Raw genomic sequence first — 16,543 nt, forward strand, 5'->3', positions numbered from 1 at the left:
CTGTCAATGGCCGATGTTGCGGTTTTTTGGCACTTGTCCGCACGCGCCGAAACCGGGACCGGATTTACCCATTTTTAACCCTCTTTGGCGATAATCTGATCAGACTTTGCACGCGAGGTGAAATGGGGGGCTGACATGCTGACAAGAGCCATTCTCGCCTTTTCCATCGGCCTGCTTTGTGCCGGCGGAGTTGCGACCCAATCGGCTTTCGGCATCCAGCAATCGGCCTATATCGCACCGGGGTCCGGCGGCGACGGCGATACGCGGATTAGCCGCCTCGCCCAGCGGCCCTAACAGCTTTCATATTTCCAGTTACGCCGCTTGCCCTTGCCGATCCATGCGGCAGCGGTGGCGATGCGTTTCGCGCGGGTTGCTTCGCGTTTGGCGCTCACCACCCAGTCGAGATAGTCGCGTCGCTGGGCATCGGTAAAACCCTCCCAGACGGCGCTCGCACCGTCGCACCTGGCGAGCGCATCGCGGAAATCGTCGGGCATCGCGATCGGCGGCTTCGGCCTCTGCCGGGCGGCCATAGGCGCTTGCGCATCCTGGGCCGCCCGTTTGAACCGCGCGATCAGCTCATCATCGGCGGGAAGCATGTCGAGCGCGGTGATCCGGCCGAAATTTCCCATTCCGCCGCCAGCGAATTCTTCGCTGCACAGCATTAGGGAAGCATGGTTCTTGAACGCCGCCATCCCGACAGCATTCTTCCCGCCCACCACGAAATGCGGGACGCCCCATTTGATCGCCTCGACCGCATCGGGCAGCGCCCGGTGCACGAGATCGCGAATGTGGTGCAGGATCGGCTGCGCAAAAGGCTGCGCCCTGTCGATGTATTCGTCGACTCGGCTGTCACGCGTCATGCGTGACAGCCTAGCAGATCAATCCACGAGGATCAGCGCCGGGGTTTCGAGCAGCTTCTTGAGCGCCTGGACGAAGCTCGCCGCGTCCCAGCCATCGACCACGCGGTGGTCGCAGCTAATCGAGATATTCATCAGCTTGCGCTTCTCGATCCGCTCGGCGCCATCGCTGCCGGTGACATACATCGGCCGTTCGATGATGCGGTTGGGGCCGATGATCGCGACTTCGGGGCGATTGATAACCGGTGTCGTCGCCACACCGCCGAGGGGGCCGAGCGAAGTGACCGTCAGCGTGCCGCCCTGCAATTCCTCGCTCTTGGCCGTGCCGCTCCGCGCCGCTTCGGCCAGGCGCGAGATTTCGTTGGCGAGCTGCCACGGGTTCTTCGCCTGCGCGTCCCGGATCACCGGGACCATCAGCCCGGCATCGGTCTGCGCAGCCATGCCCAGATGCACCGCGCCGTGACGCGTCACCACGCCGCCTTCGTCGTCGTAACGGGCGTTGATCATCGGGAAGTCGGGCAGCGTCTTGCAGATCGCAGTGATCAGCAGCGGCAGGATCGTCAGCTTGGGCTTGTCGCCGCGATTGCTGTTGAGCTGCGCACGCAGCACTTCCAGATCGGTGACATCGCATTCCTCGACATAGGAGAAATGCGGAATGTTGCGCTTCGATGCGGCCATGTTCTCGGCGATGCGGCGGCGCATCCCGATGACCTTCTTCTCCTCATCCGCACGCGGTGCCGCTGCGGCGCCATAGCCTGCGTTGTAGGACAGGAACTGGTCGAGATCGCCGTGGCGCACGCGGCCGTCCTCGGCTGGCTTCACCTGCGCCAGGTCGACGCCGAGGTCCTTGGCGCGCTTGCGCACCGCCGGGGTGGCGAGAACTTTGGCGTGCTGGACCGGTTCGGGCGCGGGCGTCGGCGCAGGAAGCGGCTCGGGCTGCGGATCGGCGGCCAGCGCATCGTCGGCATCTGACGCATCCGAGTTCTCGACCTCGATCCGTTCCTCGACCGCCTCGTCCTTCGGCGCGGGGGCCGATGCGGGCGCAGCCTCGGTTGCAGGCGCGGCTTCCTCGACGACATCCTCTGGCACTTCGCCTTCGACCTCGATGACAACGAGCATCGAGCCGATCGATACCATGTCGCCCTCCCCGCCGGCGATCTCGAGGATCTTGCCGTTCACGGGGCTTTCCATCGGCACGGTGGCCTTGTCGGTCATCATGTCGACGAATTCTTCGTCTTCACTGATCTGATCGCCCACCTGCTTGTGCCATTGCACAATCTCGGCCTCGGCGATGCCTTCGCCGATATCGGGCATGTTGAAGGTAAATTTCGCCATGGGGATCAGTCCTTGAGGATCTTGTCGATGGCCTCGCCGATGCGGATCGGACCGGGGAAATAGGCCCATTCGAGGCTGTGGGGATAGGGCGTGTCGAAGCCGGTCACGCGTTCGACCGGGGCTTCGAGATGATAGAAACAGCGCTCGGTCACCAGCGCGGAAAGCTCCGCCCCGAAACCGCTCGTCCGGGTCGCTTCGTGTACGATCAGGCAGCGCCCGGTGCGTTCGATCGAGGCTTCGATCGCCTCGATGTCAAGCGGGACCAGCGTACGCAGGTCGAGGATGTCGGCTTCGACGCCTTTTTCGCGGCATACCGCCTCGACCACATGGACCATCGTGCCATAGGCGAGGACGGTCAGCCGGTCGCCTTCGGTGACCTGCCGCGCCTTGCCCAGCGGGATCTTGTAATAGCCTTCGGGCACTACGCTGGCGTCGAACTTCTTCCACGGCTGCACGGGCTTGTCGTAATAGCCCGAGAACGGACCGTTGTAGATGCGCTTGGGCTCGAAGAAGATGACCGGGTCGTTGTCCTCGATGCACGAGATCAACAGCCCCTTGGCGTCATAGGGCGTGGCCGGGATCACCGTCTTGAGGCCCGAGACATGCGTAAAGATCGCCTCGGGGCTCTGGCTGTGCGTCTGTCCGCCGAAGATGCCCCCGCCAAATGGCGATCGGACGGTCATCGGTGCGATATATTCGCCCGCCGAGCGATAGCGCAGGCGCGCCGCCTCCGAGATCAGCTGGTCGAGGCCGGGGTAAATGTAATCGGCGAACTGGATCTCGGGCACCGGACGCAGGCCATAGGCGCCCATCCCCACCGCCACCGCGATGATCCCGCATTCGTTGATCGGCGTGTCGAACACGCGCGTCTTGCCGTATTTGTCCTGCAGCCCCGCGGTGCAGCGGAAGACGCCGCCGAAATAGCCGACGTCCTCGCCCATCACCACGACATCGTCGTCGCGGCCCATCGACACGTCGAGCGCATCGTTGATCGCCTCGATCATGTTGAGGCGGCGTTCGCCGTCCTGCGTGCCTGCGGGCATGTCCTTGGTCTGGGTCTCGCTCATGCCTCGGGCAATCCTTCGGGAAACTTGGTCTTGCGCTCGTGCACCGCCTGGTCGGCCTGCTCGCGCAGGTGCCAGGGAAGCTCTTCGAAGACATCTTCGAACATGGTGCGGAACGGGTGATGCAGGCCGTGGCCGAGGATACCGTTGGCCTCGGCTTCCTTGGTCACCTTCTTGACGTGTTCGGCGGCCTCGAGGTCCATCTTCTCCTGCCGCTCTTCGTCCCATTCGCCAAGCGCGATAAGGTGGTTCTTCAGCCGCATAACCGGATCGCCGAGCGGCCATTCGCTGCGCTCCTGCGCGCTGCGGTAGCCGCTGGGATCGTCCGAGGTGGAATGCCCTTCGGCGCGGTAGGTAAAGAACTCGATCAACGTCGGCCCGGCATTGGCCCGCGCGCGGTTCGCCGCCCAACGCTCGGCGGCATAACAGGCCAGCGCGTCATTGCCGTCGACCCGCAGACCCGCAAGGCCATAGCCCAGCGCGCGTGCGGCGAAGGTGGTGCGCTCCGCCCCGGCGAAACCACTGAAGCTGGAGATCGCCCACTGGTTGTTGATAACGTTGAGGATAACCGGTGCATTATACACCGTCGCGAAGGTGCAGGCCGAATGGAAGTCGCCCTCCGCGGTGCTGCCCTCGCCCACCCACGTCGCGGCGATCCGGCTGTCGCCCTTCATCGCGCTGGCCATTGCCCAGCCCACCGCCTGCGGGGTCTGCGTCGCGAGATTGCCGCTGATGGTGAAGAAGCTGTGCTCGCGGCTCGAATACATGATCGGCAGCTGGCGGCCCTTCAGCTTGTCGCCCTTGTTCGAGTAGATCTGGTTGATCATCTCGATCAGCGGGTAACCGCGCTGGATCAGGATGCCCTGCTGGCGGTAGCTGGGAAAGACCATGTCGTCCCCCGCCAGCGCCATCGAGGCCGAGACGCTGGTCGCCTCCTCGCCGGTGCACTTCATATAGAAGCTGGTCTTGCCCTGCCGCTGGCCGCGAAACATGCGTTCGTCGAACGCGCGCGTCATCGCCATGTGGCCGAGCATGGCGCGCAGCGTGTCCGCGTCGAGCTTGGGATCCCACGGCCCGTGTGCCTTGTCGTCATCGCCCAGCACGCGGACCAGCCCATAAGCCAGATCGCGCATCTCCGCAGGGTCACAGGCCTCGTCGGGCCGCGCCATGCTGCCGGCCTCGGGCACGTCGATGTGCGAGAAATCGACCGTGTCGCCCGGCCGGAACTTGGGTTCGGGCACATGCAGCGAGAGAGCCGGACGGTTCTCGCCTTCTGCACTACCCTTGGGCCTGTCGGCCATAGAATCGTCTCCCAGACGCAATCTTACGCTTAAGCGTTATTTTATTTCACGGATGGGAAACGGTCAAGTCAGGGGCCGAATCACACCGCTACGGGCGCCTTGATCGGCGCGTGCGGCGTGTAATCGTGAACCACGAAATCCTCGATCGCGTAGTCGAAGATGGAAGGCGGACGCCGCATTATCTCAAGGCGCGGGCGGCCCTGCGGTTCCCGCGACAGCTGCTCGTCGATCAGCGCTTCGTGGTTGAGATAGAGATGCGTGTCCCCGCCCGTCCAGATGAGCTCGCCGGGCTCGAGGCCGACCTGCTGCGCGATCATCCGCGTCAGCAGCGCTGCCGACCACAGGTTGAACGGCAGCCCCAGCGCGACATCGCAGCTGCGCTGGTAGAGCAAGCAGTTGAGGCGGTCCCCCGCGACATGGAATTGGTAGGTCTTGTGACACGGCGGCAGCGCCATCGCATCCAGTTCGGCGACGTTCCAGCCCTCGATGATATGCCGCCGGCTGCCCGGATTGCTGCGCAGCGATTCGACCACCTCAGCAACCTGGTTGATCCCCGGCCCCGGCCGGTAGCTGCCGTCGCTTTGCGCTTCATATGTCGGCCAGTTGACCCATTGCTTGCCATAGACCGGGCCGAGGTCGCCCCAGCGCGCAGCGAAAGCCTCGTCGTCGGCGATCCGCTGGACGAAATCCTCCAGCGGGACCGGATCGCCCGTTTCCGCGACATAGCGCGCATGCGGCCATTCGTTCCAGATCTTGACCCCTTGGAGCATGAGCGGACGGATGTTGGTGTTGCCCGTAAGGAACCACAGCAATTCGCGCGTCGCGGTCTTCCAATAGACCCGCTTGGTGGTCACCAGCGGCATCGCGCCATCGGCGAGGTCGAACCGCAGCATCGCGCCGAAGACCGACCGCGTTCCGACGCCGGTCCGGTCCATCCGTTCGTCACCCTCCGACCAGATGCGGCGCATGAGTTCGAGATAGGGCTGTTCAGGGTGCGATTCGGACACGGGATGCTCGTTTTGCTGCGGAGATTCTTCCTAGGCCCGATTTGCCCGAATTGCCTGCTTGCGTGTGCCGCAATCCCCACCTATAGGGCGCGCCTTGCTTCGCACCCAAGGCTTCACAAAGCCGCGGGCCGATCCGGTCGGGGAGTAGCTCAGCCTGGTAGAGCACTGTCTTCGGGAGGCAGGGGCCGGAGGTTCGAATCCTCTCTCCCCGACCAACTTCTATTGTAGCATCCAGATCGAGGATCCGCTTGCGTCCCTGTGGCGGAACGGCACGCGGCCGCGCGCGATTTGAGCTGATCACTAGCCGCTTTCGGCGTGTCCGGATGCGTCCCGGAACACAGGCCAATACCCGCTTTACGCGCCGGCCGGATCGGTAAGCGCGAGCAGGCAGGCCAGCATGGTGGCGGCGACGGATTCGATCTGTTCGCGCGTCGTGGTGCTCATTTTCAGGCCGACGATCGAATGGTGGAGCATTTCGCCGAGCCCCTTGGCGGTAATGTGCCGGCGTTCGAGCGCTTCCTGATATTCGAGCAGGAATTCACAAAGATTGCGCTGTGCCTCGAGGTGAACCTCGACGAGTTCCTGCTTGATCGTGGTGGCCAGTTCGAGCTCGAGCTCGTCGGCATGCGGCATCGCCTGCATCGATTCCCATGGCTCGATGACCAGATTGTCGAGCAAGGCCTGGAACCGTTCACGCCGGTCAGGGGTCGTGGCGCAGAACTCGCGTATCGCCCTCCACTTCGATTCGAAATGATAGCGCGCAACACCGAGCAGCAGCGCCTCGCGATTCGGGAAGACATTGTATATGGTCTGCCGCGAAACTCCCGCTGCCGTAGCGACATCGTTCATTGTTGCGCGTCTGATGCCGTACTGGCTGATGACCCCATAGCCCGCCGCGGCGATCCTGCATGCTCTCTCTTCCATGCAGGTTAACTGGACATCTGATGCAAAAATGTCAATTTACAAGTGTATCGAAATTGTCAAAACGCGGCGCTAATCGCACCACCGGTCGCAGGGTGAGTCGCCCCTCGCAAGGAATCCCCATGACGCATCTTCGCACTCTGCTCCTGCTTCTGCTCGGTCTCGTAGCCGCCGCCTGCTCGTCACCCGATACGGCGCCAGAGGGCCAGGCCATCCCGGTCCGCACGATCACGGTTGGCGAAACCGATCTCGACAACATTCTCGAACTGCCCGGACGCGTCGAGCCGGTCCGGGTCGCGGAAGTCCGCGCACGGGTCACCGGGATCGTCCAGCAGCGGGTCTATGAAGAGGGCACCGACGTCGGACAGGGGCAGGCACTGTTCCGCATCGACCCGGCGGAACTGCGCGCGAGCTTTGCGCAGACGCAGGCCAGCCTCGACCGCGCCAAGGCCACTGCCGCAAATGCGAATGCGGTGGTCGCACGCTATCGCCCGCTGGTTGCCGAGAATGCCATCAGCGGCCAGGAATTCGACGCCGCGCAGGCCGCCGCGCGCGAGGCCAATGCCAATGTCGCGCAGATCGAGGCGCAGCTGCGCGCGTCCTCGCTCCAGCTCGGCTATACCACGGTTCGCGCACCGATTTCGGGCCGCGCCGGACGTGCTGCGGTGACCGAAGGCGCGCTGGTGTCGCAGGCGGAGGGGACGCTGATGACGCGGATCGAGCAGATTTCGCCGATCTACGTCTCCTTCTCGCAATCGGCCACCGAAGTGCTCCAGATTCGCCGCGCGATTGCCAGCGGTCAGCTTGACCTTGCTCCCGGGGATGCGGTCGAGGTCCGGCTGCTGTTCCCCGATGGCACCGAATACGAACTGCCCGGCCTGATCGAATTCCTCGACTTCTCGGTCGACGAGGCGACCGGCACGGTCCAGCTGCGCGCCGAATTCCCCAATCCCGACGGGCTCCTGCTGCCGGGCGAATTCGTCAACGCGCGGATCTATGCCGGCAAGGTCACCGATGTAATCGCCATTCCGCAGCGCGCGGTCACAGTGGCCGATGCGGGCGGCACGGTGATGATCGTCGACAAGGATGGCAAGGCCGCGGTCCGCCCGGTCAAGCTTGGCCAGCTGATGGGTGATAGCTGGGTCGTGGAAAGCGGGCTCCAGCCCGGCGACCGGGTGATCGTGTCGAACCTGCAGAAACTGCAGCCCGGCATGCCCGTGCAGATCGCCAATGCAGCCACCGGCCGCAAGGCCGCAGCCCCCACGCCCGCTGCAAAGGCCGATTGATCATGGCGCGTTTCTTCATCGACCGGCCGATCTTCGCCTGGGTGATCTCGCTGGGCATCCTGCTGTCGGGCTTCATCGCCCTGCGCGCCTTGCCGATCGAACAATATCCCGAGGTCGCCCCGCCTTCGCTGGCGATCAACGTGGTCTATCCCGGCGCCGATGCCGAGACGCTCGAACAGAACGTCACGCAGGTGATCGAACAGCAGCTCAACGGCGTCGAGGGTTTCCTCTACATGGCCTCCTCGAGCCTTTCGAACGGCACTGCTTCGATCACGCTGACCTTCGAAGCGGGCACCGACATCGATATCGCGCAGACCGAGGTGCAGAACCGGCTGAGCACGGTCGAGGCCCGGTTGCCCGAAGAAGTCCGCCGCCAGGGCATCACCGTGCGTCAGGCGAACGCGGGCTTCCTGATGATCGTCGCGCTGACGTCGGAATCGGGCACACTCGACTCGACCGATCTCGGCAATATCGCCTCGACGCAGGTGATCGATGAATTGCGCCGTGTGACCGGCGTCGGCGATGTCACGCTGTTCGGCTCCGAATATGCGATGCGCATCTGGCTCGATCCCGAGAAACTGGCGTCCTACAATCTTTCGCCCAGCGCCGTGGTGGCCGCGATCCGCGAGCAGAATGCGCAGACCGCGGGCGGTTCGCTGGGCGCGTTGCCGCTGCAGGAAGGCCAGCAGATCACCGCCACGATCACGACCGAGAACCGGTTCGAGACCGAGGACGAATTCCGGCGGATCATCCTGCGCGCAGATGCGAGCGGCGCCAGCGTCCGGCTGGGCGATGTCGCGCGGGTCGAGATCGGCGCGCAGAGCTATGCCACATCGACCACGCTCAATGGTCAGGCGATGGCCGGGATGGCGGTCCAACTGGCCACCGGCGCCAACGCGCTAGCAACCGCCGAGGGGGTCAACGAACGGATGGCCGAAATCGGTGCGGGCCTGCCCGACGATGTCGCCTGGTCGATCCCCTACGATACCACGCCCTTCGTCGAGGTTTCGGTCGAGGAAGTGGTCAAGACGCTGATCGAGGCGATGGTGCTGGTCTTTCTCGTCATGTTCCTGTTCCTGCAGAACTGGCGCGCGACGCTGATCCCGACGCTGGTGGTCCCGATCGCGCTGGCCGGTGCCTGTCTGGGCCTGTGGTTGTTCGGCTTTTCGATCAACGTGCTGACGCTGTTCGGCATGGTGCTCGCGATCGGCATCCTCGTCGATGATGCGATCGTCGTGATCGAGAATGTCGAGCGGATCATGCGCGAGGAAGGGCTTGGCCCGCTTGCGGCAACGCGCAAGGCAATGGACCAGATCACCGGCGCGATCATCGGGATCACGCTGGTCCTGATCGCGGTGTTCCTGCCGATGGCCTTCTTCCCCGGTTCGACCGGCGGGATCTACCGCCAGTTCTCGGTCACTCTCGCGATCTCGATCTTCTTCTCCGCCGTGCTCGCGCTGTCGCTGACGCCCGCGCTGTGCGCGACTTTCCTGCGGATGGAAGACGTCCAGGATCATAATGCGACAGACGAAGGCGAGCCGGACGAACCGCGCCCGCTGCCCGAAGGCTGGCGCGGACGGGTCGAACAGGGCCGCCGCGCAGCGGGACGCTTTTTCGGCGGCTTCAACCGCTGGTTCGCGCGCATGACCGAGAAATACGGGCGCACGAATGCCGCAATCCTCGGTCGCCCGATGCGCGGTCTCGCGGTCTTCCTGCTGCTGGCGGGGATCACCGGCCTGCTGTTCGTCCGCCTGCCCGGCGGATTCCTCCCGACCGAGGACCAGGGCTATGTCATCACGGTGGTGCAATCGCCCACCGGCTCGACGCAGGAACGGCTCGACGAGGCGATCGCACCGGTCGAGGCGTTCTGGCAGTCGCGCGAGGAAGTCGAACGCGTGGTCGTGGTGCGCGGTTTCAGTTTCTTCGGCCAGGGTCAGAACAACGCGATGATGTTCACGCCGCTCAAGGACTGGAGCGAGCGTAGCGGAGCCGAGAGTTCGGCCGAGGGGCTTGTGGGCCAGGCCATGGGGACGTTCATGCGGCTCGACAATGCGCTGGCTTTCGCGATCCAGCCGCCCGCGATCCAGTCGCTCGGCCAGGCCAGCGGTTTCACGATGAAGCTGCAGGACCGCGCCGGTCTGGGCCGCGATGCGCTGACCGACGCGCGCAACCAGTTGCTCGGCATGGCTTCGCAAAGCGAGACGCTGGCCAATATCCGACCCGAAGACCAGCCGCCCGCGCCGCAGCTGCATGTCGAAGTCGACCGGGTTCAGGCCCGCGCGATGGGCCTGTCGATGGACGATGTGAACAATGCGTTGTCGATCAATTTCGGGTCGGCCTATGCCAATGACTTCAACCGCCAGGGGCGGGTCCTGCAGGTGCTGGTGCAGGCCGACGCGCCGCATCGGATGACACCCGAGGACGTGCTGTCGCTGCGCATCCCCAATGCCCAGGGGGCGCTGGTGCCCTTCAGTTCCTTCGCCACGGCAGAATGGACCGCCGGGCCTCCCAGCCTGGCGCGCTACAATGGCTATCCGGCGATGACCCTTTCCGGCACCGCGGCCCCGGGCCAGTCCTCGGGTGCGGCGCTGATCGAAATGGAACAGCTGGCAAGCCAATTGCCCGAAGGGATAGGCTTCGAATGGACCGGGATCAGTTATGAGGAAAAGCAGGCGGGCGGCCAGATCGGCCTGCTGCTGGGCCTGTCGGTGGTGATCGTCTTCCTCGTGCTGGCGGCGCTTTACGAAAGCTGGTCGGTGCCCCTCTCGGTACTGCTGATCGTTCCGATGGGTGTATTGGGTGCGGTATTGTCCACCATGGCGCGCGGCTTGTCGGCGGATATCTACTTCAATGTCGGACTGATCACCATCATCGGGCTGGCGGCCAAGAACGCCATCCTGATCGTGGAATTCGCGATCGAGCAGGAAGACGACGGCAAGAGCCCGCTCGAGGCCGTGAAAACGGCGGCACTCCTGCGCCTGCGGCCGATCATCATGACCTCGCTCGCCTTCATCCTCGGCATGGTTCCGTTGGTGCTGTCGACGGGGGCCGGCGCGGCCAGCCGCATTGCGGTCGGAACTGGCGTCATGGGCGGCATGATCGCGGCGACGCTGATCGGGATTTTCGTGATCCCGCTGCTCTACCTGCTGGTCCGCACGCGCATTGGTAAACGCAAACCCACGCCCGCCAGCGACCTCGAAGGAGAACCGGCATGACCCGCATGCTCTGCGCCAGTGTGATGGCGCTGGCGCTGGCCGGCTGCGTCAATATGGCGCCCGACCACACACGCCCGCCGCTCGCCAGTGCCCCGGCTTACGATCCCGAGTACCGCCCCGACGGGACAGTCGTCGCCAGCACGCTGTCCTACCGCGACTGGTTCATTGACCCCCGCCTGGTCGCGCTGATCGATACCGCGGTAGCCAACAATCGCGACCTGATTGCCGCGACCGCGCGGATCGAACAGGCGCGCGCGCAATACCGCATCCAGGACAGCCGCCGCCTGCCCACCGCCGTGGCCAATGCTTCGGCCAGCCGCACCCGCACACCGCTCGGCACGGTGGACCCCGCGGCGAGCGGATCGGTGACCACCGATCGCTTCGATGTCGGTGTCGGCGTCACATCCTTCGAACTCGACTTCTGGGGCCGGGTCGCCAATTTGTCCGATGCGGCGCGCGCGCAATATCTGGCCACCGAAGCCAACCAGCGCGCCTTCTATCTCTCGCTGATTGCCGATGTCGCCTCGACCTATTTCGAGCTGCTCGAAACCGATGACCAGATCGACCTTGCCCAGGCCACGCTGGAAAGCCGGCAAGAGGGATTGCGGATCGCGCAATTGCGGCTCGATGCCGGCGTGACCTCGGCGCTGCCGTTCCGGCAGGCCGAGACGCTACTCACCACGGCGGAGCAGCAGTTGGCATCGGAGAAGCTGGCGCAGGCACGCCTGCGCAACCAGCTATCGGTGCTGGTCGGCGGCGGGTTTCCTGCCGATTTGCCTCCCGCGCTGCCGATGGTCGTGCAGGAAAACGCGATGGTTCTCGACGCGGCAACGCCGTCGAATCTCATGCTCGTCCGGCCCGATATCGTCGCCGCCGAAGAACAGCTGCGCGCCGCGCGCGCCAATATCGGCGCCGCGCGGGCCGCCTTCTTCCCGAGCATTTCGCTGACCGGGAGCGCCGGTTTCGCCTCGAGCGAGCTGGGTGATCTGTTCGGTTCGGACGGGCTCAGCTGGTCGTTCGGCCCCTCGATCTCGTTGCCGATCTTCGACTGGGGCGCGCGCGAAGCCGACCTCGATCTTGCCCGGGCGCGCGAAACCGAACAGGTCGCGCTGTATGAAAAGGCGGTCCAGACCGCATTCCGCGAAGTGTCGGACGGACTTGCCGGACGCCGCTGGCTGGCCCAGCAGGTCGCCGCGCAGGAACAGGGCGTGGCCGCGCAGGAACGCATCGCGCGACTGGCGCGCCTGCGCTACCGCGAAGGCGTGGCGGACTACCTCGAAGTCCTTGATGCCGAACGCAATCTGTTCTCCGCCCGCCAGCAATTGCTCGCCACGCGCCGGGCTTATCTGCAGAACGGCACGACGCTGTTCGTGGCGCTGGGCGGGGGTCTCGAACGCTCTCCCTAAGAGGACCTATGGCGGGCTGAGGACGGCCTACCCTGCCCCCAACGGATCGGGCCGCGGCTAAAAGCCCATTTTTACGCCGGCCCAGACCGTGCGCGGGACGCCGAAGTCGATCGAGCCGCCCTGATTGCGGGTGACGATGGTCTCGTCGGTGAGGTTTTCGCCGCGCAGGACCAGCGCGATAGTGTCGGTCAGCGGCACCTGGGCGAAAGCATCGAGCGTCGTCGCCGCAGGCAGGAGGTCGGTTTCCAGATCGTCCTCGAATTGCGCGCCGACATGGCGCAGCGTGGTCGACAGCAGCCAGTTTTCCGCCGGGCGCCAGGCCAGCGTCGCGCCGCCGACGAAGCGCGGGGTCTGCGAGGGGCGATTGCCATCGAGCGCCGCGGCGAAGCCCGAACCTTGCGCTTCGGCATCGGTCCATGCCGCCGAGGCATCGAACGACACCTCGCCCAGGGTCGCGGCTATAGACGCCTCGATCCCGCGCGCATGCACCGCATCGATGTTGCGGCGCTGGCGCAGGTTCGTATCGAGCGTGACATTGGCGACCGCATTCTTCACGCGGTTGTCGAAGGCTGTCAGCGACAGGCCCACACCCGGCACCGGGGTCACGTCCACGCCCAGTTCGAAGCCTTCGAGCCGTTCGTTCTCGAGCGCCGCATTGGCCTGGGTCACCACGGGGAAAACCACGAAGGGCCGGTAGAGCTCGTTCAGTGTCGGCAGGCGCAGGCCCGAATAGGCTGCGGCGCGCAGCGCTACGCCCTCGCTCGCCCGGTAAACCAGACCGCCGCGGAAGGAAGCGTCCCACCCGGCCCGGTCGGCATAGGTCGTCGTCGATACCAGCGCTCCGGCGCCGTCGTTCTCGCGGTAGAAGCCATCGCGGATGGTCCAGCGGTCGAGCCGTGCCCCCGCGGTCAGCACCAGCGCGCCCAGCGTCCAGTCATCCTCGGCAAACACGCCGAGATCGGTATTGGTCCCGCCCGCATTGCGGCGCGCGGTGACCGCACCCGAAAAGGCGCTGATCGCGGTTTCGAACAATTCGCCCTCCGCGCGACGGTAATCGACGCCCAGCCGCAGGACATGCGCCCCGCCCACCGGCGGCCGGATCTCGAACTTCCCGCCCAGCCCCGTCGCCGGCGTGTTGCGCTGGTCGAGCACGGGCACGAAGCGGGTCGAGCTGACCACGATGTTGGTGAAGTTGCGCGCCTGGACATAGCCGATGGCATCGAATTCCCACGCACCGCGCCCGACCATGCGCAGGCTGGCGTCCTGCCCCTCGATGCTGCTGTCCGCACCGTCGAACCGCAGCGTGCGTTCATCGCGATAGGCCAGCCCGCGAACCTGCAGTTCGACATCCTGCGTCAGGGGTGCGACCCCGCGGATCTGCGCGGACCAGCCGTCGAATGCGGCGCGCGCGCTGAGCGGGGCGCGATCGGCTTCGGGCGTGGTGAAGAAGCCCTTGCCGCGGTCCCAGCGGCCCGAGGCAACCACGAAGCCGCTCCCCAGACTGGCGCCCGCGCTGCCCGACAGTTCGGTTTCGCCGCGGTCGTTGACGAGCGCCTGTCCAGCGAAGCCATCCAGCGCGTCGATCCTGGCGCTTTCCAGCTCGATAGTACCCGCGAGCGCGCCTGCGCCGAACGGCCCCGATCCACCGCCCCGGGTAACGCGGATCTGCGCAAGCCGCTCGGGCGCGATCGCGCTGAACGGGATATAGCCGAAGAAGGGATCGCTCATCGGCACGCCGTCGAGCAGCACCAGCGCGCGGCTGGTGGCATTTCCCCCCAGCGCGCGCAGCGTCGCCCCTTGCGCCGAGGCATTGGCCGAACGGCTGTCCGACCGGCGGAATTGCTGGAACCCGGCGACCGTGGACAGCGCATCCTCGATCCGGCCCGAAGGAACCGCAACCAGCTGGTCGCGGTCGATCACCTGCGTATCGTAAGCGGGCGCAGCGGGAGTCGTATCGAGACCCGCACCGGTGACGACGATCACCTCGTCCCCATCTGCGTCTTGCGCGGCCGCGGGTTCGACAAGGGCCAGCGCGAGGGCTGTACCGGACATCAGATATCTCAGAATAGGCATCGCCGCGTGCCCTAACCGGTGATCCGCGTGAAGGCGAGAGCAAGCTAACCGTTGCAGCCGCGCGGCGATTGCCTAGAGATGGTCTTGGAAGAGGAGACAATCGGGATGACCGACGCAGATGCGCGTTCGCAATGGGTAAAACGGCCCGCGGCAGCGACCGAAGGGACCAATTGCCCGCTCGAGGAATACCAGGCGCTCTACGCCCGCAGCATCGAGGACAGCGATGCCTTCTGGGCCGGGCAGGCCCAGCGGCTCGACTGGATCACGCCGCCCAGGACAGTGGCCAACTGGTCCTATGATCCGGTGTCGATCAAATGGTTCGAGGATGGCGCGCTCAACATCTGCCACAACGCTGTCGACCGCCATGTCGCGGCCGGCCATGGCGAGCGGCTGGCGCTGATCTTCGAGCCCGACGATCCCGCAGGCGAGGTCCGCCGGATCACCTATGCCGAACTGCAGGCCGAAGTCATCCGTATGGCCAATACGCTCAAGGCGATGGGCGTCGCCAAAGGCGACCGGGTGACGATCTATATGCCGATGGTGCCCGAAGGCGCCTTTGCCATGCTGGCCTGCGCGCGGATCGGTGCAATCCATTCGGTGATTTTCGGCGGCTTCAGCCCCGAGGCGATCGCCGGCCGGGTCGAGGATTGCGAGAGCGACTGGATCGTCACCGCCGATGAAGGTCTGCGCGGCGGCAAGCGGATCCCGCTGAAAGCCAATGTCGATGCCGCGTTGGACAAGGTCCCCGCCAAGGCGGTGCTGGTCGTGCGCCACACCGGCGGCGACGTGTCGATGACCCCGGGCCGCGACCATTGGTATCACGAGCTTTCGGCGGATGTGGCGAGCGATTGCCCGTGCGAACCGATGAATGCCGAGGACCCGCTGTTCATCCTTTACACTTCGGGTTCGACCGGCAGCCCCAAGGGCGTGTTGCACACCACGGGCGGCTATGCGGTGTGGACCGAGACGACCTTCCGCTATGTCTTCGACTACCGCGAGGGCGAGGTCTTCTGGTGCACGGCCGATATCGGCTGGGTCACCGGGCACAGCTATATCGTCTATGGCCCGCTGTTGAACGGGGCCACCGCGCTGATGTTCGAGGGCGTGCCCAATTATCCCGATCACGACCGGTTCTGGGCGGTCTGCGAGAAGCACAAGGTCAATATCTTCTACACCGCGCCCACCGCGATCCGCGCACTCATGCGCGAGGGCGAGAGCCATGTGGTGAAACACGATCTGTCCGCACTGCGCCTGCTGGGCAGCGTCGGCGAACCGATCAATCCGGAGGCCTGGCGCTGGTATCACGACACCGTCGGCAAGGGTGAGTTACCGGTCATCGATACCTGGTGGCAGACCGAAACGGGGGGCGTGATGATCACCACCCTGCCCGGCGCGCATGATATGAAGCCGGGCAGCGCGGGCCGGCCGTTCTTCGGCGTTTGTCCGCAGCTGGTCGACAATGAGGGCGAGGTGCTCGACGGCGCGGCCTCGGGCAATCTGTGCATCACTCGCAGCTGGCCCGGCCAGGCGCGCACGGTCTATGGCGATCACGCGCGCTTCGTGCAGACCTATTTCAGCACCTATTCGGGCAAGTATTTCACCGGCGACGGCTGCCGCCGCGACCGCGACGGCTATTACTGGATTACCGGCCGCGTCGACGACGTGATCAACGTGTCGGGCCACCGTATGGGTACGGCCGAGGTCGAAAGCGCGCTGGTGCTGCACCCGCGGGTGTCCGAAGCCGCAGTGGTCGGCTTCCCGCACGATATCAAGGGTCAGGGCATCTATTGCTACGTCACGCTCAATGCGGGCGAGGTTGCGGATGATGATTTGACCGGAGCGCTGCGCGCGCATGTGCGGCAGGAGATCGGCCCGATCGCCACACCCGATCACCTGCATTTCACCCCCGCGCTGCCGAAGACACGCAGCGGCAAGATCATGCGGCGTATCCTGCGCAAGATCGCGGAAAACGAATTCACTGCGCTGGGCGACACATCGACGCTTGCCGATCCGAGCGTCGTCGATGCGTTGATCGAGGGGCGCAAGAACCGCTAGGTCTGCCGCCAGCCAATCGAGCG

At 65.1% G+C, this 16,543-nt stretch carries 12 protein-coding genes and 1 tRNA gene; 6 read left to right on the forward strand and 7 right to left on the reverse strand.

Annotated elements, in window-relative coordinates; genetic code table 11:
* The first annotated feature begins 135 nt into the window (after window positions 1–135).
* Window positions 136–294: a hypothetical protein gene (locus J2S32_RS03585; protein WP_253516363.1), complete on the forward strand. Its 159-nt coding sequence runs from the start codon at window positions 136–138 to the stop codon at window positions 292–294.
* Here the strand turns inward: J2S32_RS03585 and J2S32_RS03590 are convergent.
* The 5 genes from J2S32_RS03590 to J2S32_RS03610 form a co-directional block, all read right to left on the reverse strand.
* Complete coding sequence (locus J2S32_RS03590) at window positions 291–860, reverse strand: YdeI/OmpD-associated family protein (RefSeq protein ID WP_253516366.1); 570 nt, start codon at window positions 858–860, stop codon at window positions 291–293. The two genes, J2S32_RS03585 and J2S32_RS03590, sit on opposite strands and share 4 nt — an antisense overlap.
* A gap of 18 nt (window positions 861–878) precedes the next feature.
* Window positions 879–2,192, reverse strand: coding sequence for a dihydrolipoamide acetyltransferase family protein (locus tag J2S32_RS03595; protein ID WP_253516370.1), 1,314 nt, complete (start codon window positions 2,190–2,192; stop codon window positions 879–881).
* A 5-nt stretch (window positions 2,193–2,197) separates the two neighbouring features.
* The gene (locus J2S32_RS03600) at window positions 2,198–3,259 is read right to left on the reverse strand and encodes an alpha-ketoacid dehydrogenase subunit beta (protein ID WP_253516373.1); all 1,062 of its coding nucleotides are present in this window, start codon (window positions 3,257–3,259) and stop codon (window positions 2,198–2,200) included.
* A complete protein-coding gene (locus tag J2S32_RS03605; protein WP_253516380.1) occupies window positions 3,256–4,557 on the reverse strand; it encodes a 3-methyl-2-oxobutanoate dehydrogenase (2-methylpropanoyl-transferring) subunit alpha in 1,302 nt (433 codons plus the stop codon). The genes J2S32_RS03600 and J2S32_RS03605 overlap by 4 nt, the downstream gene beginning before the upstream one ends.
* 80 nt (window positions 4,558–4,637) lie before the next feature.
* Window positions 4,638–5,564, reverse strand: a complete 927-nt coding sequence (locus J2S32_RS03610; protein ID WP_367398967.1) for a thymidylate synthase — start codon at window positions 5,562–5,564, stop codon at window positions 4,638–4,640.
* Window positions 5,565–5,702: 138 nt separating this feature from the next.
* On the opposite strand from J2S32_RS03610, the gene J2S32_RS03615 reads away from it, so the two are divergent.
* Window positions 5,703–5,779: transfer RNA gene (locus tag J2S32_RS03615), tRNA-Pro, on the forward strand.
* 139 nt (window positions 5,780–5,918) lie between these two features.
* On the opposite strand, the gene J2S32_RS03620 is transcribed toward J2S32_RS03615, so the two are convergent.
* On the reverse strand, window positions 5,919–6,488 hold the full coding sequence (locus J2S32_RS03620; RefSeq protein WP_253516381.1) for a TetR/AcrR family transcriptional regulator: 570 nt from the start codon (window positions 6,486–6,488) through the stop codon (window positions 5,919–5,921).
* A gap of 119 nt (window positions 6,489–6,607) precedes the next feature.
* Between J2S32_RS03620 and J2S32_RS03625 the strand changes: the two genes are divergently transcribed.
* Genes J2S32_RS03625 through J2S32_RS03635 form a run of 3 tightly spaced genes read left to right on the forward strand, consistent with a single transcriptional unit; the run spans window position 6,608 to window position 12,392 of the window.
* Window positions 6,608–7,771: an efflux RND transporter periplasmic adaptor subunit gene (locus J2S32_RS03625; RefSeq protein ID WP_253516383.1), complete on the forward strand. Its 1,164-nt coding sequence runs from the start codon at window positions 6,608–6,610 to the stop codon at window positions 7,769–7,771.
* Between the two features lie 2 nt (window positions 7,772–7,773).
* A complete protein-coding gene (locus tag J2S32_RS03630; RefSeq protein ID WP_253516385.1) occupies window positions 7,774–10,986 on the forward strand; it encodes an efflux RND transporter permease subunit in 3,213 nt (1,070 codons plus the stop codon).
* Window positions 10,983–12,392: an efflux transporter outer membrane subunit gene (locus tag J2S32_RS03635; protein ID WP_253516388.1), complete on the forward strand. Its 1,410-nt coding sequence runs from the start codon at window positions 10,983–10,985 to the stop codon at window positions 12,390–12,392. The genes J2S32_RS03630 and J2S32_RS03635 overlap by 4 nt, the downstream gene beginning before the upstream one ends.
* Window positions 12,393–12,449: 57 nt before the next feature.
* Here the strand turns inward: J2S32_RS03635 and J2S32_RS03640 are convergent, their stop codons facing one another.
* Complete coding sequence (locus tag J2S32_RS03640; RefSeq protein WP_253516399.1) at window positions 12,450–14,444, reverse strand: TonB-dependent receptor; 1,995 nt, start codon at window positions 14,442–14,444, stop codon at window positions 12,450–12,452.
* A gap of 126 nt (window positions 14,445–14,570) precedes the next feature.
* On the opposite strand from J2S32_RS03640, the gene acs reads away from it, so the two are divergent.
* Window positions 14,571–16,520, forward strand: coding sequence for an acetate--CoA ligase (acs, locus tag J2S32_RS03645; protein WP_253516401.1), 1,950 nt, complete (start codon window positions 14,571–14,573; stop codon window positions 16,518–16,520).
* The last annotated feature ends 23 nt before the right edge of the window (window positions 16,521–16,543 follow it).

Source organism: Qipengyuania citrea (assembly GCF_024171405.1).
GTDB lineage: Bacteria > Pseudomonadota > Alphaproteobacteria > Sphingomonadales > Sphingomonadaceae > Qipengyuania > Qipengyuania profunda.

Excerpts from the sequence above, each read along its gene's own strand:
- J2S32_RS03590 (WP_253516366.1), bottom strand. The coding sequence starts at position 860 with ATGACGCGTGACAGCCGAGTCGACGAATACATCGACAGGGCGCAGCCT.
- J2S32_RS03635 (WP_253516388.1), top strand. The coding sequence starts at position 10,983 with ATGACCCGCATGCTCTGCGCCAGTGTGATGGCGCTGGCGCTGGCCGGC.
- J2S32_RS03595 (WP_253516370.1), bottom strand. The coding sequence starts at position 2,192 with ATGGCGAAATTTACCTTCAACATGCCCGATATCGGCGAAGGCATCGCC.
- J2S32_RS03605 (WP_253516380.1), bottom strand. The coding sequence starts at position 4,557 with ATGGCCGACAGGCCCAAGGGTAGTGCAGAAGGCGAGAACCGTCCGGCT.
- J2S32_RS03640 (WP_253516399.1), bottom strand. The coding sequence starts at position 14,444 with ATGTCCGGTACAGCCCTCGCGCTGGCCCTTGTCGAACCCGCGGCCGCG.
- J2S32_RS03585 (WP_253516363.1), top strand. The coding sequence starts at position 136 with ATGCTGACAAGAGCCATTCTCGCCTTTTCCATCGGCCTGCTTTGTGCC.
- J2S32_RS03620 (WP_253516381.1), bottom strand. The coding sequence starts at position 6,488 with ATGGAAGAGAGAGCATGCAGGATCGCCGCGGCGGGCTATGGGGTCATC.
- J2S32_RS03600 (WP_253516373.1), bottom strand. The coding sequence starts at position 3,259 with ATGAGCGAGACCCAGACCAAGGACATGCCCGCAGGCACGCAGGACGGC.
- J2S32_RS03630 (WP_253516385.1), top strand. The coding sequence starts at position 7,774 with ATGGCGCGTTTCTTCATCGACCGGCCGATCTTCGCCTGGGTGATCTCG.
- J2S32_RS03625 (WP_253516383.1), top strand. The coding sequence starts at position 6,608 with ATGACGCATCTTCGCACTCTGCTCCTGCTTCTGCTCGGTCTCGTAGCC.
- acs (WP_253516401.1), top strand. The coding sequence starts at position 14,571 with ATGACCGACGCAGATGCGCGTTCGCAATGGGTAAAACGGCCCGCGGCA.